Origin of the sequence: Sphingomonas sp. Root241, from assembly GCF_001428865.1 — a bacterium.
Classification (GTDB): domain Bacteria; phylum Pseudomonadota; class Alphaproteobacteria; order Sphingomonadales; family Sphingomonadaceae; genus Sphingomonas.
This window is the reverse complement of sequence record NZ_LMIV01000001.1, coordinates 1,636,232-1,659,181: the sequence shown is the minus strand read 5'-3', so window position 1 is coordinate 1,659,181 and position 22,950 is coordinate 1,636,232. Positions and strand designations below refer to the sequence as shown.

Below are 22,950 nucleotides of genomic sequence, written 5' to 3'. Positions count from 1 at the left end.
CGTCAAGCACGTATCGGCACCAGTCCGAGCCAGCGCTGTGCGGCGGGCCAGCGGGGAAGCAGTAGTCGGTCGAAAATCACGGCCAGCACCAGCGTGGCACCGAACAACGGCATCGCCACTGCGAGCAGCACGATGGCGCCGATCAGCACTGGACCGTAGCGCGGCCGCAAAAGCGGAATCGGGGCCCCCAGTAAGCCGCCTGGACGCCGGCGCCACCACATCACCGCTCCCGAAACCGACAGAGTGGCGAGGAGCAGCGCCGTCAGCGTGCCGAGCAACTGGTTGACGATCCCGAACAGTGCGCCTTCGTGCGCGGCGATGCCGTAACCGACCACGCGATCGAGCCAGTGCCGTTCGGCGAAGTCGCGACGCGAGGTGAGGGCGCCGGTCGCGCCGTCCACGGTGATCGTGGTGCGTAATGGCCGGTTGGCGGCATCCGACGTCACGGTCCATTCCGTGCCTTTGGCGCCCGGCGGGGCGAGGAGCACCGGCGGCGCGATGCCGAGCGGATAGGCGGCGGCCGCGACGCGATCGAGATCGCCACCGCGCGCGACCGCATGCGGCATCGTCATCCCTTCATGCTCGGCATGGTCGCCCAGCATCGCGCTGCGGGCACCCGTCGGCCAGTCCTGCGGTCCGTCGAGCGTGCCGGTGACCGCGCGGACGTCCTTGAAATAGCTGCCCCAGAATTTGGCCCAGGGCAGGCCGGTCGAGATCAGGAACAGCGCCAGCGCCGCGACCCAGATCCCGGCCACGGCGTGCAAGTCGCGCCAGAACAGCCGCTTGCCGGAGCGGAGCCGCGGATAGAGCACACCGGCCAATCCCCGTGCGCGGCGCGGCCACCAGAGATAGAGTCCGGTGAGCAGCATCGTCACCGTCCAGCAGGCCGCGATCTCGACCAGCCAGCTCCCCGGATTGCCCGCGCGGAAGGTGCCGTGCAGGTCCGAGATCACGCGCATCGGCCGTTCGCTCTCGACCTCGGTCCGGAGGATGCGCAAGCGGTAAGGGTCGACATAGACGCGCGTTTCACTTCCGTCCTTGCCGACGATGATGCGCGCGGCTTCGCCGGGTGCCTGAGGAAGCTGGTATTTGTGCAGCGTCGCGCCCCACACGGCGGCGAGCGCCGCCTTCACTTGCGCCTCGGCACTGGCCCGCGGGCCGGAAGGCGTCAGCGTGTCATAGGGCCGCTCCAGCCACGCCTCGATCTGCGGCTTCCACAGATAGATCGTCCCGGTCGCGGCGAGCCACAGGACGAAGGGCATGCAGAACAGCCCGGCATAGAAATGCCAGCGCCACACCGCATTGTACCAGCGCGTGCCCGGAGCGGTTGCCATCAGAAGGCCGCCCGCACGCCGGCAAAGACGCTGCGCCGCTCGACCGGAGTGAAGATCGCGCTGGCGGGTGTGTATTGCACCACCGCCGATATATCCCCCGCCGCCTTGCGCCCACCCAGATTGCGTGCATCGGCGAACAGCGTGAAGCGGTCATCGACTTTCGCCTCGGCACTCAGCCCGAACAACAGATAGCCATTGGTGCGGAAGCTGTTGGCATAGTCGACCCAGGCGCCGCGCGGCGTCCATTCCACGTTCGGGGAGAGGTGCAGCGCATCGCCGCCCAGCCGCAGCTCGGCGCGATAGTAATGCTCGGGCACGACCGGCAGGCGATTGTCGCCGAACTGTGCGTCGTGCCGGAAGCGGAAGTCGCTCCACATATAGACCTGCCGCAGCCGTGCCCATGCGGCGAGATCGAGATCGAGCCCCAGCTCGATGCCCTGATGCCGCGTACGTCCGGCGTTGAAGGTGGCAGCCGGGATCGTCGGCGGCGCGATATTATACTGGAGCAGCTCGCCGTCGAGATCCGTGCGATAATAGCTCAGATCGAAGCGCAGCGGCCCGATCTTGCCGCGCCCGCCGATCTCGGCCGTCCAGCCGCGCTGTGCGTCGAGCGGCACGAAGTTCGAGATCTGCGCGAGCTCGATAAAGCCGGGCAGCTCGTGGCTGCGGCTGAGATTGGCATAGAGTTGCACGCCGCCCGTCGGCTCGAACAGCAGCCCGAGCTTCGGGGAGAGCTGGTCGAACGCGGCACGGCCGCTCGCCAGGGTAGGGAAGACCTGATCCTGCCGCCGCAGCCCCGAAGTGTAGATGGCGCCTGCAATCAGCGTTAGGGCCGGCACCGGGCGTACGCGCGCCTCGGCATAGGCATCGATCGTGCGGGCGCGCTGGTCGGCGTCGAAGGTCTTCGCGCCCTGTTCGCCGTTCATGTTGACGAAACGGCGCGAGGCGACACTGCCGAAGCGTGCGGTCACGCCGGCGGTCAGCCCGAAGGTGCCGAAATCCTGATCGAGCCGGGCATAGCTGCCCCAGTCGAGCGATTTCTGGTCGATCAACTGGTAGATCGGATGGTGGAGCTGCTTGGCATTGAGGAACAGCCCGACGTCGAGATTGCCGCTGCCGATCGCGATGCTCGTCCGGTTCTGCAGCCGCAGCGAGTCGATATCGCGCGCCTGATCGCCGGCGAAGTTGCCGCTCCCGGGCGTGCTGCGCGCGGCGGCATAGGTCAACGCGCCGGGAAGTTCCTGCCGGATCGTCTGTGCGCTCGCGTAGAAGCGGGTCTCGACGCCCTCGCTCAGCCGCAGCCCGACATTGCCGTTGACCCGCAGCGCCTTGCGGCGGGCATGATCGCGGTCGCCATCCGAGCGATCGCCGGCGATCGCCAGCCATGCATCGCCGCGCGCATCGGCATAGCCCGCGCTGGCGAAACCGCGCAGCGTGTCGAAGCTTCCGCCGTCGACTCGCAGGCGCACGCCGTTCGACGAACGGCCGGTCGGAGTGACGCCGTTGATCGCCCCGCCGAGTGTCGATGCGCCGAACCGCAGGGCATTGGCGCCGCGGAATATCTCGACATGCTGGAGGAATGCCGGATCAAGCTCCTGGAAATCGCCATTATCGTCGGCGAGGTTGATCGGCACGCCGTCCTGCAACAGCGTCAGCCCGCGCATGTGATAGCCGCGGCTGATCCCCGATCCGCGGATCGACAGGCGCACTTCCTGCCCGAAGCGCGGCTGGGCATAGACACCGGGGGAGAAAGCGAGCGCATCGCGGAGCGAGACTGCGACCTTCTCGTCGAAGTCGCCGGCGGGGACGACATTGGCGCCGCCCGGCGTCTCGCCGACGCGCTGAATCGCCTCTTCGACCAGCCGTTCGGCAGTGACGACGATCTCGTCGGATCGGGCGGGGGCTTCCTGCGCGAGCGCGGGAAGGGCGGCGAGCAAGACAGGCGCGCCAAGCAGCGCGCGAACGAATTTCGACATGAACTGATCCTCGACAGATAACGGGCAAAGGCGTGCGCGGAGCACGCCGGCAGCGTCAGCCGAGGCGAGGGGGGCCGGTAGCGAGCGGGGGAGGGGCGGCGAGGCCGCGGCCCGGCGCGGTCTCGAGACGAACGTGCGGGACCGGTTCGGCACGGGCCGGCGCCGGCGGCGCGACGATCGGGTCGACAGGCGCGAACGGCATGGCGGCCATTGCGAAGGCACAGGGCTGGTCGGCGCTCTTCTTGTGCTCGGCAGGGGCGTTCTTGCCGATCGCCTCGGCGAGCAATGCCTTCGCCTCGCTGAGTGCCGCGGGGCCGCTCGCTCCGCTATCGGCACACCAGGAAAGCGTGACGCCTGCGGCGTTCGCCTGCGGCATCCAGCCGGCGGGAACCGCCATCCGCAGGAGCAATGCGCAGCCGACCAGCAGCAGCGCGAGGCGCCGCAAACAGCTCTGTTGCACGGATGCCGATCGATTCACCCGGCAGCCCTTTGCCGAACCACCGCGCGGACACAAGCGGACATTTTGTCCAATCTCACCCGGTGACCGGCAGGCGCAGGCTACCGTCAGGCTCGTAATGGAGTTCGCTATAGGCAGTGACTGCGTCGAGCGGCAGCGGTCCGTAGATATGCGGGAAAAGCTGCCCACCGCGCGACGGCTCCCATTTCACCGCGTCGCCCAGCGCTTCCAGATCGACTGCTGCGAGCCACAGTCCGTCCTGCCCGACGAAATGTTTGTCGATCGTCTCCTGCAGCTGGGCCTCGGTGGAGAGGTGGATATAGCCGTCGGCCAGGTCCACCGGCGCACCCGCGAAGCTGCCGTCCGTTTCGAGAACGGACATCTGGTCGGTGGTGAGGACTTTATAGGCAGTGGAATCGGGCATGCTGTCCTCCGGAAGAGGCTGGCCATAGCAGCACTACTTCGTCACCCCGGATTTGTTCCGGGTCCACCAAGCCGCGCACGAAACCTTCAGCAACTGATGCTGGTGCGCGCTGCGCAGTGGACCCCGGCACAAGGCCGGGGTGACGGTTAGTATTACTGCCCGTCCTCCGGCCCCGCGGCCAGATCCTCGCTCGTCGTACCATCCGGCGTCGGCTCACCCGCAACTGCGCCGTCGGCGAGATTGATCTCGGCCTCTTCCTCGCTCTCCTCGATCCGCGCGGCCGAGACGACATGTTCGTCATCGGCGACGCGGAACAGGATCACGCCCTGCGTATTGCGTCCGGTCACCCGCACCGATCCCACCGTGGTGCGGATCAATTTGGCCTGATCGGTGACGAGCATCAGTTGCTCGCCATTATGCGCCGGGAAGCTCGCCACCACCGGGCCGTTGCGATCCGAGCTGACGATATTGGTGATGCCCTGGCCGCCGCGGTTGGTGCGGCGATATTCATAGGCCGAGGTGCGCTTGCCATAGCCGTTGGCGGTTACGGTGAGGATGAACTCCTCGGCATCCTCGAACTCCTTCATCCGCTCCGGCGAAAGCGTGACTTCGCGATCGCCCTCCTTCCACGGTGCGGCCTTGAGGTAATCCTCGCGCTCCTGCGGCGTCGCGTCGAAGCCGCGCAGCACCGATAGCGAGATCACCTCGTCGCCCTCGGCCAGCCGCGCACCGCGAACGCCGGTCGAATCGCGGCTCTGGAACTCGCGCACGTCGGTCGAGGCGAAGCGGATCGCCTTGCCCTGCTTCGTCGCGAGCAGCACATCGTCCTCCTCGGTGAGCAGTGACACGCCGATCAGGCGATCTTCCGACCCTTCCTCGAACTTCATCGCGATCTTGCCGTTGGTGCGAATATTGGCGAACGCGTCCATCGAGTTGCGACGTACCGAGCCCTTGGCGGTCGCGAACATGACGTGGAGATCGCCCCAGGTCGCTTCGTCCTCCGGCAGCGGCAGCACGGTCGAGATCGTCTCGCCCGTCGCCAGCGGCAACAGGTTGATCATCGGCCGTCCGCGCGTGGCGGGCCCGCCCTCGGGCAGGCGCCACACCTTCATGCGATAGACCTTGCCCTCGGTGGAGAAGAACAACACCGGCGTGTGAGTCGACGTGACGAAGAGGTGCGTGACCGCATCCTCATCCTTGGTTGCCATGCCGGCGCGGCCCTTGCCGCCCTTGTTCTGGGCACGGAAAGTGTCGAGCGGGGTACGCTTGATATAGCCTTCCATGGTCACCGTGACGACCATGTCCTCGCGCTCGATCAGGTCCTCGTCCTCGATCCCGTCGGCGGCGGCGGCGATCTCGGTGCGGCGCGGCGTCGCGTACTGATCGCGGACCGCGGTCAGCTCCTCGACGATGACTTCGTAGAGCTTGGCGCGATTGCCGAGGATCTCGAGCAGTTCGGCGATCGTCTCGGCGAGCTTGGCGAGTTCGTCGCCGATCTCGTCGCGGCCCAATGCCGTCAGGCGGTGCAGGCGCAAGTCGAGGATCGCGCGGACCTGCACTTCGCTGAGGCGATAGCTGTCGCCGGTGACTTCGGTGTCGATCGCCTCGACCAGCCGGATATAGGGCGCGATCTCGGCGATCGGCCATTCGCGGGTGAGCAATCGGTCGCGTGCCACTGCCGGGCTCGGCGAGCTGCGGATGATCTTCACCACCTCGTCGAGGTTGGTCACTGCGATGACCAGGCCGAGCAAGATGTGCGCCCGGTCGCGTGCCTTGGCGAGCTCGAACTTCGAGCGCCGGGTGATGACCTCTTCGCGGAACTTGACGAACGCCTCGATGATGTCGCGCAGGTTGAGCAGCTCGGGGCGCCCGCCGCGGATCGCGAGGATGTTGGCCGGGAAGGAGCTCTGCGCCGGCGTGTTGCGCCACAGCTGGTTGAGCACGACCTCCGGAGTCGCGTCGCGCTTCAGATCGATGACGATGCGCACGCCCTCGCGGCTCGATTCGTCGCGAATGTCGCTGACGCCCTCGATCCGCTTTTCCTTGGCGGCCTCGGCGATCTTCTCGACCAGCGCGTTCTTGCCCTGCTGGTACGGTATTTCGGTAAGCACGATCGAACGCCGCTCGCCGCGCTGCTCGGTGGTGTGGCGGCTGCGGACCATGATCGAGCCGCGGCCGGTCTGGTACGCCGAGCGGCAGCCGCTGCGGCCGAGGATGATCGCGCCGGTCGGGAAATCGGGTCCGGGGACGATCTCCATCAGTTCCTCGAGCGAAATCGCGCCATTCTCGATATAAGCGAGGCAGGCGTTGATCACTTCGCCCAGGTTATGCGGCGGGATGTTGGTCGCCATGCCGACTGCGATGCCGCCGGCACCGTTGACCAGAAGATTGGGATAGCGGGCCGGCAGGACCGTCGGCTCGCTCTCCGAGCCGTCGTAATTGTCCTGGAAGTCGACCGTGTCCTTGTCGATATCGTCGAGCAGGGCCGAGGCGACTCGGGCGAGGCGCGCTTCGGTGTAGCGCATCGCCGCAGGCGGATCGGGATCCATCGACCCGAAATTGCCCTGGCCGTCGATCAGCGGCACCCGCATCGCCCAATCCTGGGCCATGCGCGCCATCGCATCGTAGATCGAGCTGTCGCCGTGCGGGTGATATTTACCCATCACGTCACCGACGAGGCGCGCCGATTTGCGATAGGCGCGGCCGGCGACATAGCCGCCTTCCTGCGCGGCGTAGAGGATGCGGCGGTGGACGGGCTTCAGGCCGTCACGAACGTCGGGGAGGGCGCGCGCCACGATCACGCTCATCGCGTAATCGAGGTACGAGGTCTTCATCTCGTCGACGATCGAGATCGGGGTAATATCGGAAGGGTCGGCGAGCAGGGTCTCGTCGGTCAAAGGATCACGCTTTCGGAGTTTGTTACGTTAGATAGGGCTCTAGCGCCCCCGATACCACCTGCCAACCCGCGCGTGCGCGTACACGCGCGCGTGAGGCGCGATTATCCTGTGGATTGAGAGATCGGCTATAGCGCGAACTTTGTCGGCGATCGGTGATCGAGATCGCCAGCACGCATGTCATCGGCATCCAACGCGGTAATGGAACGATCAGCGACGTTCAATCGTCGTTCAGGGCGCCCTTGCCATCGCTAACTCATCTGCGTCCGCTTGAACGGCGCGCGGCGGGCATTTACAGGGGCCGCCGACCAGTATGCCGTTCCCACGAGGAGAGTTGTACATGAAGTTCGTTTCGAAGCTCGCGCTGGCCGCCGCGCTGACGCTGGGCGCCTCCGTCGTGGGCAGCGCGCCGGCGCTGGCGCAGAAGGCGGACAAGAAGGCTGAACCGCAGCTCAAGGTGAGCGACGCGTTCCGCAAGGCCGCCGTTGCCGCCGAGACCGCGCTCAAGGCCAAGGATCTCGCCACCGCTGATACGCAGCTCACTGCCGCGGAAACCGTCGCGGCAAACGACGACGAGAAATATTATTCGGGTTTCCTGCGTCTCCAGCTCGAGCTCGAGAAGAAGAACGAAGCAGGTCAAATGAAGGCGCTGGGCGCCCTCGCCAGCAATCCCAAGACGCCGCCGGATCGGGCCAAGGTCTATGGTGCGATCTACAACTACATGGTCGGCTCGCAATATCTCGCCCAGAAGAAGCCTGCGGATGCGATCGCGCCGCTGCTCAAGGCGCGCGAACTCGGCAGCACCCAGGAGGATCTCCCCGTTCTGCTCGCCAACGCCTATGCCGCCACCGGCAAGCCGAACGAGTCGATCGCCGAAGTGAACCGCGCGATCGAGGCGAGCAAGGCTGCCGGCCGCAAGCCGCCGGTCGATTGGTACAAGTTCGCGATTCCGCGCGTGAACGCCACGGGTGATCGCGCCGCGATGGCCGATTGGCTCAAGCGCTACATCGCGGAATATCCCACCGTTCAGAATTGGCGCTGGGCGATCCAGGTCTATCGCCAGGGCACTCCGGCGGCCGGCAAGAGCGAGAAGATGAACCTCTACCGGCTGATGCGCGCCACCAATGCGCTGGCCGATCGCGGCGATTATGCCGATTACAGCTTCGCCGCGCAGCAATCGGGCCTGCCCTGGGAGGCAGTCGCGGTGATCGACGAAGGCCGCAAGGCGGGCAAGATTCCCGCGGCCGACGCCGACGTGCAGCGCACCTACACCGCGTCGCAGACCGCAGTGAAATCGGAAGGCTCGCTCGAAGGGCTCGCCAAGCAAGCGACTTCGGCCAAGGACGGCCGCAGCGCGCAGCAGACCGCCGATGCCTTCCTCGCCTCGGGCAATTACGCCCGCGCGCTCGAACTCTACGATCTGTCGCTCCAGAAGGGCAGCGTCGATGCCGACGAAGTGAACCTCAACCGCGGCGTCGCGCTGCGTGCGCTCGGCCGCAAGGACGAGGCGCGCACTGCGTTCCAGGCGGTCAAGGGCGCGAATGCCAATCTGGCGCTGCTCTGGCAGGCTTCGATCGACTTCCCGCCGCTCGCCTGAGCGGCGCGGCCACGGCAAGCAGGGAAGGGGCGGCAGCGATGCCGCCCCTTTTCACATTTCGGGTACGGGGACGCCCGGTAGCGCCTTCGATGTGCGAATCGTCAGCGACGTCTTCACATGCTCGACATTGGGCGCGGTGGTCAGCTTGGTCGTCAGGATCTGCTGGAAGCTCTGCAGATCGGGTGCGACGATCTTTAGAATGAAGTCGATTTCGCCGTTGAGCATATGGCATTCGCGGACCTCGGGAATGTCCGCCACCAGTTGCTCGAACGCGCGCAGGTCGCTCTCGGCCTGGCTCTTGAGGCTCACCATTGCGAAGACCGTGAGGTTATAGCCCAATGCCGCCGGATCGAGCGCGGCGTGATAGCCGCTGATCGCGCCCTGCTGCTCGAGCGCGCGGACGCGGCGGAGGCAGGGCGGGGCGGTCAGCCCGACGCGCTCCGCCAGCTCGACATTGGTCATCCGGCCATTATCTTGCAGCAGCCCCAGGATCCGTACGTCGATATCGTCGAATCGCATGAGCTCGTCTCTTTCATTGTGGATTCGTTGCATGCAGGGGTTGCTAGACTATAAGATAATTACAACGCAACGCAATTGTCCCACAATGCGACGTGCCGAAATGGACTGTATCTAGGGCCTCCCCCGAGCGTTAAGAATTTATTGAACGGTGCATTTCCGCGCCGGGGGACGATGACAGGCGCGTGCGCTTCGACGACACTCTCGAGACCGTGCTCGCGGCCGATCTGGGCACGCCTTACGGCGTTCAGTCGGCATGGCGCCAGCTCGTCGATCTGATCGGCCGCCGCCGCGTGCCCCCCGCTACCCGCGCGATGGCGACCTTGCGTGCGATCAAGAGCGAAGTGCCGAGGCCGGTACGTGCCGCCAGCGCCCGCGCGCTCGAATTTTCCAATCCGCCGGCGCCTTTGGTCCGGCTGTTCGCGCGCGACGAGCTGCCGATCGCGATTCCCGTGCTGCGCAGCGCACGGCTGTCGGCATCCGAATGGATCCAGCTGCTTCCCGATCTCGCCCCCGCCGCGCGCACGGTCCTGCGCAACCGTCGCGATCTCCCGCCCGCGGTCCAGCGCGCGCTCGAAAGCTTCGGACCGGTCGATTTCGTGCTTCCGAACGACGCGGGGATGTCGGAAACCGGTGTCGGGCACGCCAGCGCGACGGAAGTTGTGGATAGTTCCGCCGGATCGATTGCGGAGGCGGAGCCGGACGCGCAGAACCTGACGATGGACCATAGCGAGAGGATCTCGGCCGCGGCGCCCCGGGAGGCGCCGGCACGATCAGCCGCGCAATCGGCGCAGGTCGAGGACGAGGGTCCGTTCGAAATCGCCGAAGTGGTCGCGCGGATCGACGCGTTCTGGCGCAACCGCGAAGAGGCCGGGGCCGTGCCGACGCCTGCGCCGCCGGTCGTCGAGCATTTCCGCTTTGAAACCGACGAAAAGGGCGTGGTCCGCTGGATCGACGGCGTCAGCCGCGCCGCCGTGATCGGCCTTTCGCTCGATCTGCTCGGCGTCGACGGCTCTCATGTCGACGGCATCGCCGCCGGGGCGTTCCGCCGCCGCGCGGGCTTCTCCACTGCGCGGATGACGATCGAAGGCAATTCGGACGCGGCCGGCGACTGGCTGATCTCCGCCATCCCCGTATTCGATCCGGCCAATGGCCGCTTCACCGGCTATCGCGGCACCGCGCGGCGTCCGCGCGCCGACGAGCGTGCCGAGCCCGTGCGCGCGCCGGTCGGCTCGCCCGCCGAATCGCTGCGCCAGCTCGTCCACGAGCTCCGTACGCCGACCAACGCCATCGCCGGCTTCGCCGAGATGATCGAGACGCAGATGCTCGGGCCCGTCGCCGGAGTCTATCGCGATCGTGCCAACGTCATCCGCAGCCAGGCGCGCGAGCTGCTCGGCGCGATCGACGATCTCGATCTCGCCGCACGGATCGACAGCGCCGCGCTGACGCTGGTTCCCGACCGGGTGTCGTTGCGTCCCGTCCTCGCGACAATCGCCGACGATCTCGCGCCCTTGCTGGAACTGCGCGGCTCGATGATCGCCTTACCGATCGAAGACCTCGTCGTCACCGGCGATCGCCGCGCGGTCGAGCGGCTGCTCGCGCGGCTGATGGCGACCCTGGTGTCGGCCAGCCGCCCGGGCGAGCGGATAGGCGTCAACATGGCGCTCGAAAGCGATCAGAAGGTCGCGGTGGCGATCGACCGTCCCCGCGCGCTCGCCGATTATCCCGGCGATTCGGTGCTGGGCATCGACGACGAGCGCGAGGATGCGACGTTGCTGGGTACCGGTTTCGCACTGCGCCTCGCCCGCAACCTTGCGCGCGAGCTCGGCGGCAGCCTCGTGATCGCGCCCTCGATCTTGACTTTGCGGCTTCCCGCCGCCGTAAACAGCCAGGTGGGCCAGGCGATCTGAACTGACGGTGGGGGACCGCCATTCCGGCACGGGCTACCGCCTGCCAGCGCCGCCGCTCGCCGCGCTGGTGCAATGGCCCGAGAGCTTCGGCATGCGCTTCACGGTCTTCGTCGATACCGAGGAGGAATTTGACTGGGGCACCTCCTTCAGCCGCGAGGAGCGCGGTACCGCCCACATGGCGGCCATGCCCGAAGCGCATGCGCGCTTCGCCGCACACGGCGTCCCGCTCACCTGGTTGATCGATCATCCCATCGCTACCTGTCCGCGTTCCGTCGAGATATTACGCCGGCTGATCGAAGATGGTCGCTCGGCAATCGGCACCCAGCTCCATCCCTGGGTGAATCCGCCCTTCGAAGAGGAAGTGAGCGTCTACAACAGCTTCGCCGGTAATCTTCCCGCCGCGCTCGAAGAAGCGAAGCTCGCCATGCTCACCCATGCCATCGCTTCGGCATTCGGCACGCGTCCCCTGGTCTATCGCGCCGGGCGCTACGGCATCGGCCCGAACACCTTCGCCGCGCTCGCCCGGCTCGGCTACCGCGCTGATACGTCGATGCGCGCGCGGTACGATTACGGCCCCGATGGCGGACCCGATTTCTCCGCGATCCCCAACCATGCCTTCCGCACCGGCCCCGACGGGTCGATCGTCGAGCTTCCCCTGACGACGGTCTTCACCGGCGTCCTGCGCCGCGGCGGCGCGAACCTCCACCGCGGGCTGGGCGGCTTGCCGCGTGGCCGCGGCTTCGCCGCACGCCTCAACCTGCTCTCGCGAGTGGCGCTCACTCCCGAGGACATGCCGCTCGCCGACGCGCTCGAAGCGATTCGCGTAGCGGCGGGCGAGGGGGCGCGCCTGCTTAACTTCAGCTTCCATTCGCCCTCGGTCGAGCCCGGCCACACCCCCTATGTTCGCGACGCTGCCGACCTCGCGGCCTTCTATCGCTGGTGGGACGCGGTTTTCGCATTGCTCGCGCGGCTGGGCGTCGTGCCTGCATCGCTCGCCGAACTGCTCGACGCGGCTTGCGGCGCGGCCCCATCCTCCGCTACTGCCGCGGGCGCTGGGGGCCTGTAGCTCAATGGTTAGAGCTGGCCGCTCATAACGGCTAGGTTGCGGGTTCGAGTCCTGCCGGGCCCACCAGCGCGGTCGTAATAGTTCACTCGATGCCTTGTGCCCTGGTTCGCGAAGCTCTAAGCGGCCCGACGTCGGGGAGTGGCGCAGCCTGGTAGCGCATCTGGTTTGGGACCAGAGGGTCGCAGGTTCGAATCCTGTCTCCCCGACCATCATCACTTTCCTAAGGGGCTCGGAACCTCTCCAGGCGTCCAAGCGCACGCCGCTCGAGGTCGGACGCGCAGGAGAGCGGCTGGGCGATCCCGGGGCGGGGAGTTACGAGCCCAGCAGGCTCTTCCTGAACAGCGTCTTGATCAGCCTGTCTTCGAGAATGCGTCCGACGACATAGAGAGCAGCGAAGATCGCCGCAAAGACATAGGCCGGCGTGGGCGAGGGGCTCTTGCCTTTCTCATCCTTGCCCTTCTCTTCTTTCTTGGGCTTTTCGGGTGCGGGTGCGCCGAGAGCCTTGTCTATCGGGTTCATCGGAATGACTACGTCCTTTTTAGCGGACTTTTTCGATTCCGCGCTCGACGGATTTTCGAACTTGTTCAGGGCTATGGTGAGCTGCGCAAAGCCCAGAAACAGCAGCGGCGCCAGGAAGCAGAACATCAATATCCGGCTGCTCAGCCGATAGCGCAGCACGGAGCCGGCCGCGCCTTCTTCAATCTGCAAGACACCGCTGTCGAAAACGGACATCTTGTCCTGGGCCGCCGGGTCCTTCTTGCGGAAAGTCAGTGTGTCGTTCGTCCGTTCGTGGCTGGTGCCGGTCTGGCGGAACAGGGGAGCGAGCTTGTCAAAGGCATCGTCGCCCGATTGCTCGGGAGCGAGCGCCAGGCTGCCTTTGACCTGCCAGATCCAGTCGATGAAACGCAGGCTCACATAATCTCCTTTTGAGCGAGCTTTGCGATGCTGCCGTGGCGGCGAGGCCCAAGCCCGACTGGCCATGGCGGCGCCCGCCTGGACACGACGAATGTCACGCAGGTCGCTCATTCGGCCGGCACCGCAATCCCGACCGGCCGGCCAAATCGTTCCTTGAGCGACTTCCAGCCTTCTACGAAGGGATAGACCATCGTCTCGCGGATCGACATGCGGCGACCGCCTTCCATCCCGAGCAGTTCCGCCTCGCCGTCCACGCAGGTGCCGAACATGCGGTCGATGACGATCCAGCTGCCGGCATAATTGCTGCGGCTGGCTTCATAGTCCTGCGAATGGTGGAGGCTGTGATGCTCGGTGGTGTTGAACAGGAATCGCCACCAGCGCGGCGAGTTGAAGCGGACATTGATGTGCTGGTAAGTGCCGACCGCCAGGCCGATGGAGCCGGCGAGCAGGGCGGCGCGCGGCAGGAAATCGAAGAATCCGCCGATGCCGAGTCCGATCAGGAACAGTTCTACCGGATTGCCGACAGCGCCTTTGTTGATGTTCAACTGGGTGATATAGTGATGCGGCGCGTGGGTCAGCCACAGCGGGTGCCAGTTATGCATGCCGCGATGCATCCAGTACTGGCCGAAATCGAAAGTGAACGAGATCAGGAAGGCCTGCACCAGGAGCGGCAGCCCGATGAACCACGCGAACTTGTCCCAGTCGAAGGAGTGCTGGATGGCTTCGATCATGGCGCCGTCGCCGACATAATTGTCGGCCAGGCGGAGCAGCGTGTAGCCGAGCCCGACATAGAACAGGTCGGTGACCAGTTCCTTCCACGTCAGGCGCCAGCTCGCGTAGCGCGGGTTCACCCATTCGAGCCCCAGCAGCAGCACCTTGAAGCCGATGCCGATGCCGATCGCGGTCGATGCCTTGGCGATGGAATTGGGCGCATAGTACCAGAATGCGATCAGCACGAACAACATGGTGGGCTGGAACCAGGTGAAGATGAACTGCTTCACCGGGCCGCCTTCCACCCTGGGGATGTTCTCCCAGCCCACGGTTACCGGTGCCTGTGCTCCGATCACTCTCTTGCCGACGCGAATTCCGTCCATCTTGTCCCCGCGATATCGAGTGTCGGCTCTAGAATATCGGGGACCCCGCAGCGGCGGCATACGTCATCGGACGTATATCGGTCGCTTGTTCGGGCAGGTGACGCATTGGCGTCAGCCCCAGCTTGGCGAACAGCGCCGCGTCCTTGTCGTCGCCGGCGTTGCCCGTGGTGAGCAATTTGTCGCCGGTAAAGATCGAATTGGCGCCCGCCATGAAGCAGAGCGCCTGCGTCGCATCGCTCATGCTCTCGCGCCCCGCCGACAGCCGCACCATCGACTCCGGCATCGTGATCCGCGCCACTGCGATCGTCCGCACGAACTCGATATCGTCGATCTTGGCGAGCGGCGTATCGGCGAGCATGTCGCCGAGCACCGTGCCCTTTACCGGCACCAAAGCATTGACCGGCACGCTCTCGGGGTGCCGCGGCAGCGTGGCGAGCGCGTGGACGAAACCCACACGATCCGCGCGCGTCTCGCCCATCCCGACGATGCCGCCGCAGCAGACGTTGATCCCCGCCTCGCGGACATTGTCCAGCGTGTCGAGCCGATCCTCGAAGCTGCGCGTGGTGATCACTTCGCCATAGCGCTCGGGCGACGTGTCGATATTGTGGTTGTAATAATCGAGCCCGGCATCGCCGAGCATCGCCGCCTGGGCAGGCGTCAGCATGCCCAAAGTCATACAGGTCTCCATCCCCATCTGGCGGACACCCTTCACCATCTCGACGATGGCGGGCATGTCGCGGTCCTTGGGGTTGCGCCACGCCGCGCCCATGCAGAAGCGCGAGCTGCCATTGTCCTTCGCCTGCGCCGCCGCCTGCAGCACCGCGCGCACGTCCATCAGCTTCGTCGCCTTGAGCCCGGTCTCGGCATGCACCGACTGGTTGCAATAGCCGCAATCCTCGGGGCAGCCGCCGGTCTTGATCGACAACAGGGTCGACATCTGGACCTGATCCGGCGCGTGATGCGCGCGGTGCACGGTCTGCGCACGGAACACCAGTTCGCCGAACGGCAGGTCGAACAAGGCGGCGATCTCGTCGCGGGTCCAGTCGGCGCGGGTGCCTGCGTCGTGCATCTCGCTTATTTCACTCCTGCGGGGCGATCGTCAGCCGGATGCCGCTCAGCGCTGCCGATGCCGGAATCTGGCACGACAGGCGTGAACCGGCCGCGCGATGCTCCGAGCCGTCCAGCAGGTCGTCTTCGTCCTGCGACATCGGGGGCAGCATCGAGACGAAGGCCGGATCGACGTGGACGTGGCAGCTCGCACAGGAGCAGCAGCCGCCGCAAAAGGCCGGAATATCATCGATCCCGGCCGACCGGATGATCTCCATGAGCGAATTGCCGATCGCGCCCTCGATCACGCGGGTGTCGCCCGCCAGATCCAGGACATGCAGCTGGATCGACGCTCCCAGGGCGGCTTCGGTCATATTGGTTTCACTCCGTACAAAAGCGCGCACTCCGGCCGGAGCGCCGCCGGTTGATTTTCGATACGTCCCGAGCGTCTATCGCTGGAGATAGCGCCGCCATCCGCCCAGCGCGGTGATGTCCTCGGCATTGACGGTCGCGCGCGGCTCCGCGACGAAGCCCTTGACCTGGCTGCCGTCCTCCAGCGTCACAGTGCCGATCGCGAGGGGGGGCGGGACCTCGGCGACGAAGCTGCCGAACGCCGCCATGTCGAGCTCATAGATTTCGAGCGCGATCGCGGCGCCATCGCCGCTGTGCACGAGCGCCGGCTTGGGAGGCACGCTGTCCGCTATCGCATAGAGACGATAGGCGGGAGCGGTGCGGGCCTCGCCGACGAAGCGCGCGTCGCGGGAGGTCAATTGCCAGTGCAGCGGCATGTCCTTCAGATGCGCGCCCACGACGGCTAGCTTCACAGTCTCCATTCGTCCCTCCAGATCGAGCCGCGGCGGAACCACCGGCGCGGGTAAAAGAGTCTTCGCCAGGTCAATCAGGCTGCGGTCGCTGCCGGCCGGCCCCATCAGCGTGACGCCGAAGCCGACGCCGCTGTGATACCGGCCCGTCGGGACCGCGAGCGCGGCCATGTCGAGCAGATTGACGAAATTGGTATAGGCACCGAGGCTCGCATTGAGCGTGATCGGGGCGGCGAGCATCTCGGCCACGCGATAGCTGGTCGGGGCGGTCGGCAAGGCGAGCAGGTCGACCGTTGCCCACATCTCCTCCGCCGCGCGAGCGAGGTCGGCAAGCCGATAGCTTGCCCCGAAGGCATCGACTGCGCTGTAGACCTGACCCTCCTCGACGATGCTGCGGACCACCGGATGGATCGCATCCGGGTCGTCACGAAGCAGGTCCTGGAGCGCGGCGGTCCGCTCGGCGATCCAGGGGCCGTTGTAGAGCAGCCGGGCCGCCTCGTTGAGCGGCGCCATATCGATCTCGACCAGCTCGGCATCGAGGCCGGCCAGCGCCGCGTCGTAGAGGAAGCCGGACTCGATATCGCCGAACCAGGGGCGCTGGTCGACGCGCGGGACGCCGATCCGGCGGCGCGCGCGCGGCAGATCGTCGAACGCGCGCGAGAAGCTGTCCTCGCGATCGAAGCCGGCGACGATGTCGTCGACAAGCCCGGCGTCCTCGACCGTCCCGGCGAAGACCGTGATGCAATCGAGCGACCGGCAGGCGGGGACGAGCCCGCGGCTGCTCCATCGTCCTCGTGTCGGCTTGAAGCCGATCAGGTGATTGAAGGCTGCGGGTACGCGGCCCGATCCCGCGGTGTCGGTGCCGAGCGCGAAGGCGACCAGCCCGGCCGCCACCGCGACCGCCGAGCCCGAACTCGATCCGCCGCTCACCCAGGCCCGGTTATAGGCGTTGCGTGGAATGCCATAGGGGCTGCGGGTGCCGTTGAGGCCGGTAGCGAACTGGTCGAGATTGGTCTTGCCGACGGGAATGGCTCCGGCGGCGACCAGGCGCTCGACCACCGTCGCCGATCGCGGCGGCGCGTAGGCGAAGGCGGGGCAAGCGGCCGTCGTGTCGAGGCCGGCGACGTCGATATTGTCCTTCACCGCGAACGGCACACCGGCAAGCGGCAGCACTTCGCCGCCGGCGACCCGTTCATCGACTGCTGCCGCGGCGGCGTGGAGCGCGGCGGCGTCGAAGCGGGATATCCAGGCCGCGGGCTGGACGGCGTCATAGCAGTCGAGGCGCCGGATGACCTCTTCCATCACGTCGGCGGCGGTGCGGCGCCCCGATCGCACGTCGGCGGCGATGGCTTCGACGGACAGGCGATCGAGTGCCGTCACGTGCGGATCAGCGCCAGCATCGGCGCGCCGGGCATGACGCTTTGCCGCTCGGCGACGTAGAGGGCCGCCACCGTCCCGGCGGCCGGACTCACCAGCGGAAATTCGGTCTTCATCGCCTCCATCACGGCGATGGTCTCGCCGGCAGCGACCAAGTCGCCGGGTGCTTTCATCAACTTCCAGATACTGCCGCCAAAGGGGGCCTCGACCAGCTCCGCACCTTCGGGAAGCACGATGACGTCGGCAGGTTTGTCATCGACCGCTTCGGTCAGGCTCGCGATACGATCGAACTCGCCACGGCGCTCCCACTCGGCGCGCTCGGCGGCGAAAGCGGCGTTGCGGCGCGCTTCGAACGCCGTGATCGATTCGGCATTCTCGGCGAGGAAGGCGCGATAGTCGGCGAGGCGGAATTCGGTCTCCTCGATCTCGATCGTGCGGCGGCCGAGTGGGAAATCACGGCGCCACTCGGTGAGTTCCTCATGGCTGACGGGGAAGAACCGGATCTGGTCGAAGAAGCGCAGCAACCAGGGCTTGCCTTCGATGAAGGCGCCGCCCTGCCGCCAAGTGTTCCACACCTGGATGGTGCGGCCGAACAGCTGATAGCCGCCCGGGCCCTCCATCCCGTAGATGCACATATAGGCGCCGCCGATGCCGACGACATTGGGCGGCGTCCAGGTGCGCGCCGGATTGTACTTGGTCGTCACCAGCCGATGCCGCGGATCGATCGGTGTCGCTACCGGCGCGCCCAGATAGACGTCCCCCAACCCATAAACGAGGTAGCTCGCGTCGAAGACCGTGCGATGGACGTCGTCCGCGCTCTCCAGCCCGTTTGCGCGACGGATGAACTCGATATTGTCGGGGCACCAGGGCGCGTCGTCGCGCACCACGGCCATGTAGCGCTCGATCGTCTGGTGAATGGCGGGATCGTCCCAGCTCAGCGGGAGATGCACGATGCGCGAGGGGATCGCGAAATCGTCGAGTTCGCCGAGCTGTTGCTCGATGGCCATCAGCCGGTCGAGAAGCGCGTCCTCCCGGATGCGCACGCCGTCGATATGGACCTGGAAGGAACGGATGCCGGGTACGATGTCGAGAATGCCGGGCAGCTCCAGCGCGGCAAGCGCCGTCGTGGCGGCATGGACCCGCAGGCGCAGCTCGAGATCCAGCGTGATGGGGCCATATTCGACGAGCAGGTTGCGGTCGCCCTGCCGGCGATACAGGACGCGCGGGCTGCGGCCCTGCGGCGCGATCTCAGCCAGGATCGCATCCGATCCGCTGCCGGAGGTCTCCAGGGAGGGACGGGCGGGGCGGCCCTCGATCCATTCCTCTTCGGCTGCGCTCGCCGCATCCGCGTCGGCGAGGCTGACGTTCTCGAACCGGATGGAGTCGCCCGGCGCGAGCTGGCCGATTTTCCAGAGATCGGCCGCGATCACCACGAATGGGCAGACGAACCCCCCGAGCGAGGGGCCGTCAGGGCCGAGAATGATCGGCATGTCGCCCGTGAAGTCGAGCGCGCCGATCGCATAGGGATTGTCGTGGATGTTGGATGGATGGAGCCCCGCTTCGCCACCGTCCCGGCGCGCCCAATGGGGTTTCGGCCCGATGAGCCGGACGCCGGTACGGTTGCTGTTATAATGGACGCGCCAGTCGGCCGTGAGGAACGTCTCGATATCCTCGGGGGCGAAGAAATCGGGTGCACCGTGCGGACCGTAGAGCACGCGGATCGTCCAGTCCGGGCCGAAGGCCGGCTGCTCGACCATCCGCGGGCCGGGGATCACGGCGGGCGGGTGCGGCGCCAAATGAAGGGTGTCGCCCGCGAGCAATCTGCGGCCGCCATGCCCGCCGAACTCACCCAGATCGAAGGTGCTGCCGCTGCCGAGATAGGCGGGAATGTCGAGGCCGCCGGCGAACAGGATATAGCCGCGCATGCCGCCATCGCGGACGCGGCCGAGCGCCAGTAGCTGGCCCTTGTCGACCGTGAGCGCCTGGTTGCGTGACACGGGCTTGCCGTCGAGCGTGGCATCGAACTCGGCCCCGGTCAGGCAGATGCGCGTCGGCGTGTTGAACCGGAGCGTTGGGCCCGTCACCGTGATCTCGAGCCCGGTGGCCGCCGCATCATTCCCGAGCAGCGCGTTGCCCAGCCGGAAGGCGCGCGCGTCCATCGGTCCGGACGGCGGCACGCCGACATCCCACAGCCCGATCCGCCCCGGAAAGTCCTGCACGGTCGTGAGCGTGCCGGCCGCCTGCACGGAGATACTGCGCGGATGATGCTCGACCCGCTCGAGCGAGCGCGTGGAGACGTCGCCTGACACGAAATCGTCGGTGCGCGCCACGTCGCGCAGCCAGCGCAGGTTCGTCTCGATACCGGCCAGACGCGTCGCGTCGAGCGCCGCCTGCATCGCCGTAACCGCGGCGTCGCGATCCTTCCCGCGCACGATCAGCTTGGCGATCATCGGGTCGTAGAAGGGCGAGACCTTCGCCCCGCTCTCGACCCAGGTCTCGATCCGCGCCTCGCCCGGGAAGGCGACTTCGGTGAGCAAACCTGCGGCGGGCCGGAAATCGACCGCGGGGTCCTCGGCATAGAGCCGCGCCTGGATCGACCAGCCGCGCGGGGCCGGGACGGGGACGTCGAGAAAGGCGTAGTCGCCGGCCGCGCCGCGGACCATCCACTCGACCAGGTCGATGCCGGTCACTTCCTCGGTCACGCCATGCTCGACCTGGAGCCGCGTATTCACCTCCAGGAAGAACCAGTCCTGCCGCTCTGCGTCGTAGAGGAATTCGACCGTTCCGGCCGAGCGATAGCGAGCCGCCGCTCCCAGCCGCACCGCCGCTTCGGTCAGCGCGGTGCGGACATGCTCGGGAAGATTGGGGGCAGGGGCCTCCTCGATCACTTTCTGGTTGCGGCGCTGGAGCGAGCAGTCGCGCTCGCCGAGCGCGACGACGCGGCCCGTGCCGTCGCCGAAGATCTGCACTTCGACATGCCGGGCGCGAGGCACGAAGCGCTCGAGGAACAGGCCGGCGTCGCCGAAATTGCCGGCGCCGAGCCGCGCCACCGCGGCATAGCCCTCGCGCACCGCCGCGGGATCGGCGCATACGCGCATGCCGATGCCGCCGCCGCCGGCGGTCGCCTTGAGCATCACGGGATAGCCGATCCGCGCCGCGGCTTCGATTGCCGCCTCCGCATCCGCCAGCAGCCCGGTGCCGGGCGCGAGCGGCACCCCTTCGGCCTCGGCGAGGGCGCGGGCGCTGTGCTTCAGGCCGAAGGCGCGGATATTGTCCGGCTTCGGCCCAATGAAGACGATGCCAGCCGCGGCGCAGGCCTCGGCAAAGTCGGCATTCTCCGAGAGGAAGCCATAGCCCGGATGGATCGCATCGGCGCCGGTCTCGCGTGCGGCGGCGAGAATGCGCGCAGTGTCGAGGTAACTTTCCGCGGCCGGGCCCGGGCCGATCCGCACGGCCACATCGGCTTCAGCGACATGGCGCGACGCCTCGTCGGCGTCGGAGAAGACGGCGACCGAGCGAATGCCCATGTTGCGCAGCGTGCGGATGATCCGGCAGGCGATCGCCCCGCGATTGGCGATCAGGACGGTGCCGAAGTTCATGCGGTCACGATCATGCGGACTGGCGTGGGATTGAAACCGTTGCAGGGATTGTTGATCTGCGGGCAATTCGAGACGACGACGGTCACGTCCATCTCGGCGCGAAGGTCGACGGAAAGGCCCGGTGCCGAAATGCCGTCGACGATGCCGAGCGCACCGTCCGCCTCGACGGGCACGTTCATGAAGAAATTGACGTTCGAGACCATGTCGCGCTTGCCGCGGCCGTCGCGCAGATTGGCTTCGAGGAAATTGTCGACGCAGCTGTGCTGCGCCTTGGTGTGATGGCCGTAGCGCAGGCTGTTGGACTCGCACGAGCACGCACCGCCGATCGTGTCGTGATACTCGACCGACGTGCCGGTGATCGTCATCATCGGCCGGCCTTCGCTGGAGAGCAGCACGCTGCCGGTACGCAGGAAGATGTTGGCCTGCGCGGCGACCGTGTCCTGTGCGCTGTAGCGCTCGGCATCCTCGTCGGTGGCGTAGAGCAGGAAATCGACGGCCTGATTGCCTTCGAGGTCGATGATGCGGAGCGTTTCCCCGGCACGCACGCGGTGCATCCAGGGAGCGCGGGCGGCCACGATTTCGTCGTGGACCACGCGGCCGGTAAGGCCGGCGATATGCGGATCGTTTTCCATCAGCGGCGATACAGATCTTCGGTGTTGAGGAAGGCACGCCGCCGTTCGGGCGTCGCGTTGCGGATCGGGTCGTCCGCGTCGGTGACCGGACCGCGCCAGGCGGTGGCGCGCAGCGGCGTGATGCGCCACGGCCGGCCGTCGAGGACATGCGGGCAGTTGGCGAGGACCAGGATCAGGTCCATCTCGGCACGCAGGACGAGCGCGCGGCCCGGCGCGAAGGGGCCGAGCTCCGGCACGATGGCGCCGTCGACGGCGATCCGCACGCCCTTGAACAGATTGATGCAGGGATGGACGTCGCGCCGGCCCAGCCCGTGTTTCGCGGCACCGAGCAGCAGCCGATCGCGCGCATTGGGATGGGCGCCGCAGTTGCGCCCGTCGCCATAATGACGCCGGTTCGACGCTTCGCTGGAAGCGCCGCAAAAGGCGTCATGGGTGCCGGCATCGTCCTGCTCGATGCTGGCGAGGACACGGCCCATGTCCGACAACAGCAGGCTGCCCGCCGACGGATAGGCATCCCACTGCACCTTGACGGTATCGGCGATGTTGAGCCGCTCGGTCGGCGTGGCGGCGTTGAACAGCAGCAGCGACGCGCAGGCATCGCCCTCGAGATCAATCAGACGCAGCCGCGTGCCCCGTGCGAGAATTCGGGAGGCATAGCCGGCTCCCGCGATCGTCTCTTCCCAGAGCAGGTCGTTGGACGAAACGCCCGCCGGCAAATCGTCGGCGCGGGGCGGCAGGACCGGCATCGCCTCGACGACAATGCCGTCCATGGAACGGGCATGCGCGCGCGCGGCATTGGGATCGGCGAGTGCAGCACTCATGCCACCTTGTCCCCGGTCTGTGCAGCGCCGCGCTCCTGCTCGTGGAGCGGCGGCAGAAGTGCCGTGGTGGTGAAGAGCCGGAGCTGCTGCACGCCGCGAACCTTGCGCAGCGCGTCGCACAGATCGCGCAGCCGGACTGCCGGGCCCTGCACGAGCAACACCTCGAGCGACTGGTCATCCTCGAGGAAGACGTGCTGCGAGGAGATCACTTCCTTGAGATACTCAGCCTGGGTCTGTGCGAGCTGGTGGCGCACGCGCCCCATGTCGCCGCGATAGACCAACGTGATCGTGCCGGCGAGCATGTCCTCGGGCCGCATGGTGGCGCCGTGTTGGGCAAGCTCGTTGCGGATCAGCTCCGCGATCAGCTGGGAACGCGAGGGCAGGCCGCGCTCCTCCACCATCAGGTCAAGCTGACGGGAGAGCTCGGCAGGCAGGCTCATGCTGAGCCGGGCCAGGCTGGAAGGAGGGGT

General features: G+C 66.8%; 18 protein-coding genes and 2 tRNA genes. 5 read left to right on the top strand and 15 right to left on the bottom strand.

The features are described from left to right. Positions 1-2: 2 nt before the first annotated feature. From ASE13_RS07755 to gyrA, 5 genes are all read right to left on the bottom strand, one after another. Positions 3-1,334 (bottom strand): PepSY-associated TM helix domain-containing protein, encoded by a 1,332-nt coding sequence (locus ASE13_RS07755; RefSeq protein ID WP_056613250.1) that lies wholly within the window; start codon positions 1,332-1,334, stop codon positions 3-5. Next, positions 1,334-3,310 carry a TonB-dependent receptor family protein gene (locus ASE13_RS07750; RefSeq protein WP_056613248.1) on the bottom strand — a complete coding sequence of 659 codons (1,977 nt, stop codon included), beginning with the start codon at positions 3,308-3,310 and terminating at the stop codon, positions 1,334-1,336. The genes ASE13_RS07755 and ASE13_RS07750 overlap by 1 nt, the downstream gene beginning before the upstream one ends. A gap of 55 nt (positions 3,311-3,365) precedes the next feature. Next, positions 3,366-3,770, bottom strand: coding sequence for a hypothetical protein (locus ASE13_RS07745; protein ID WP_235536876.1), 405 nt, complete (start codon positions 3,768-3,770; stop codon positions 3,366-3,368). Between the two features lie 73 nt (positions 3,771-3,843). Continuing rightward, on the bottom strand, positions 3,844-4,191 hold the full coding sequence (locus tag ASE13_RS07740) for a DUF952 domain-containing protein (protein WP_056613245.1): 348 nt from the start codon (positions 4,189-4,191) through the stop codon (positions 3,844-3,846). Positions 4,192-4,343: 152 nt separating this feature from the next. Continuing rightward, positions 4,344-7,088, bottom strand: coding sequence for a DNA gyrase subunit A (gene gyrA, locus ASE13_RS07735; RefSeq protein ID WP_056613243.1), 2,745 nt, complete (start codon positions 7,086-7,088; stop codon positions 4,344-4,346). Between the two features lie 337 nt (positions 7,089-7,425). Between gyrA and ASE13_RS07730 the strand changes: the two genes are divergently transcribed. Then, positions 7,426-8,682, top strand: a complete 1,257-nt coding sequence (locus tag ASE13_RS07730; RefSeq protein WP_056613241.1) for a hypothetical protein — start codon at positions 7,426-7,428, stop codon at positions 8,680-8,682. 51 nt (positions 8,683-8,733) lie between these two features. On the opposite strand, the gene ASE13_RS07725 is transcribed toward ASE13_RS07730, so the two are convergent. Next, a complete protein-coding gene (locus tag ASE13_RS07725; RefSeq protein WP_025495035.1) occupies positions 8,734-9,201 on the bottom strand; it encodes an Lrp/AsnC family transcriptional regulator in 468 nt (155 codons plus the stop codon). 182 nt (positions 9,202-9,383) lie between these two features. On the opposite strand from ASE13_RS07725, the gene ASE13_RS07720 reads away from it, so the two are divergent. From ASE13_RS07720 to ASE13_RS07705, 4 genes are all read left to right on the top strand, one after another. Continuing rightward, complete coding sequence (locus ASE13_RS07720; protein ID WP_082596427.1) at positions 9,384-11,108, top strand: sensor histidine kinase; 1,725 nt, start codon at positions 9,384-9,386, stop codon at positions 11,106-11,108. Positions 11,109-11,115: 7 nt separating this feature from the next. Continuing rightward, on the top strand, positions 11,116-12,174 hold the full coding sequence (locus ASE13_RS07715) for a polysaccharide deacetylase family protein (RefSeq protein WP_056614901.1): 1,059 nt from the start codon (positions 11,116-11,118) through the stop codon (positions 12,172-12,174). After that, positions 12,165-12,240: transfer RNA gene (locus ASE13_RS07710), tRNA-Ile, on the top strand. Before ASE13_RS07715 ends, ASE13_RS07710 begins: the two co-directional genes overlap by 10 nt. 66 nt (positions 12,241-12,306) lie before the next feature. Beyond that, positions 12,307-12,383 (top strand) — tRNA-Pro (locus ASE13_RS07705). Positions 12,384-12,486: 103 nt separating this feature from the next. On the opposite strand, the gene ASE13_RS07700 is transcribed toward ASE13_RS07705, so the two are convergent. The 9 genes from ASE13_RS07700 to ASE13_RS07660 form a co-directional block, all read right to left on the bottom strand. Continuing rightward, entirely contained in the window at positions 12,487-13,200 is a 714-nt protein-coding gene (locus tag ASE13_RS07700; protein WP_321164332.1) for a hypothetical protein, read from the bottom strand. Further along, positions 13,197-14,183, bottom strand: a complete 987-nt coding sequence (locus ASE13_RS07695; RefSeq protein ID WP_056613237.1) for a sterol desaturase family protein — start codon at positions 14,181-14,183, stop codon at positions 13,197-13,199. The genes ASE13_RS07700 and ASE13_RS07695 overlap by 4 nt, the downstream gene beginning before the upstream one ends. A gap of 28 nt (positions 14,184-14,211) precedes the next feature. Then, positions 14,212-15,252 (bottom strand): biotin synthase BioB, encoded by a 1,041-nt coding sequence (gene bioB, locus ASE13_RS07690; RefSeq protein ID WP_082596424.1) that lies wholly within the window; start codon positions 15,250-15,252, stop codon positions 14,212-14,214. A gap of 10 nt (positions 15,253-15,262) precedes the next feature. Beyond that, positions 15,263-15,604 (bottom strand): 2Fe-2S iron-sulfur cluster-binding protein, encoded by a 342-nt coding sequence (locus ASE13_RS07685; protein ID WP_056613235.1) that lies wholly within the window; start codon positions 15,602-15,604, stop codon positions 15,263-15,265. Between the two features lie 75 nt (positions 15,605-15,679). Beyond that, positions 15,680-17,431, bottom strand: coding sequence for an allophanate hydrolase (gene atzF, locus ASE13_RS07680; RefSeq protein ID WP_056613232.1), 1,752 nt, complete (start codon positions 17,429-17,431; stop codon positions 15,680-15,682). Then, positions 17,428-21,027: an urea carboxylase gene (gene uca / locus ASE13_RS07675; RefSeq protein ID WP_056613230.1), complete on the bottom strand. Its 3,600-nt coding sequence runs from the start codon at positions 21,025-21,027 to the stop codon at positions 17,428-17,430. Before uca ends, atzF begins: the two co-directional genes overlap by 4 nt. Beyond that, positions 21,024-21,659, bottom strand: a complete 636-nt coding sequence (locus ASE13_RS07670) for an urea amidolyase associated protein UAAP2 (protein WP_056613227.1) — start codon at positions 21,657-21,659, stop codon at positions 21,024-21,026. The genes uca and ASE13_RS07670 overlap by 4 nt, the downstream gene beginning before the upstream one ends. Continuing rightward, entirely contained in the window at positions 21,659-22,480 is an 822-nt protein-coding gene (locus ASE13_RS07665) for an urea amidolyase associated protein UAAP1 (protein ID WP_056613225.1), read from the bottom strand. The genes ASE13_RS07670 and ASE13_RS07665 overlap by 1 nt, the downstream gene beginning before the upstream one ends. Then, positions 22,477-22,920, bottom strand: a complete 444-nt coding sequence (locus ASE13_RS07660) for a CopG family ribbon-helix-helix protein (RefSeq protein ID WP_056613224.1) — start codon at positions 22,918-22,920, stop codon at positions 22,477-22,479. The genes ASE13_RS07665 and ASE13_RS07660 overlap by 4 nt, the downstream gene beginning before the upstream one ends. Between the last annotated feature and the right edge of the window lie 30 nt (positions 22,921-22,950).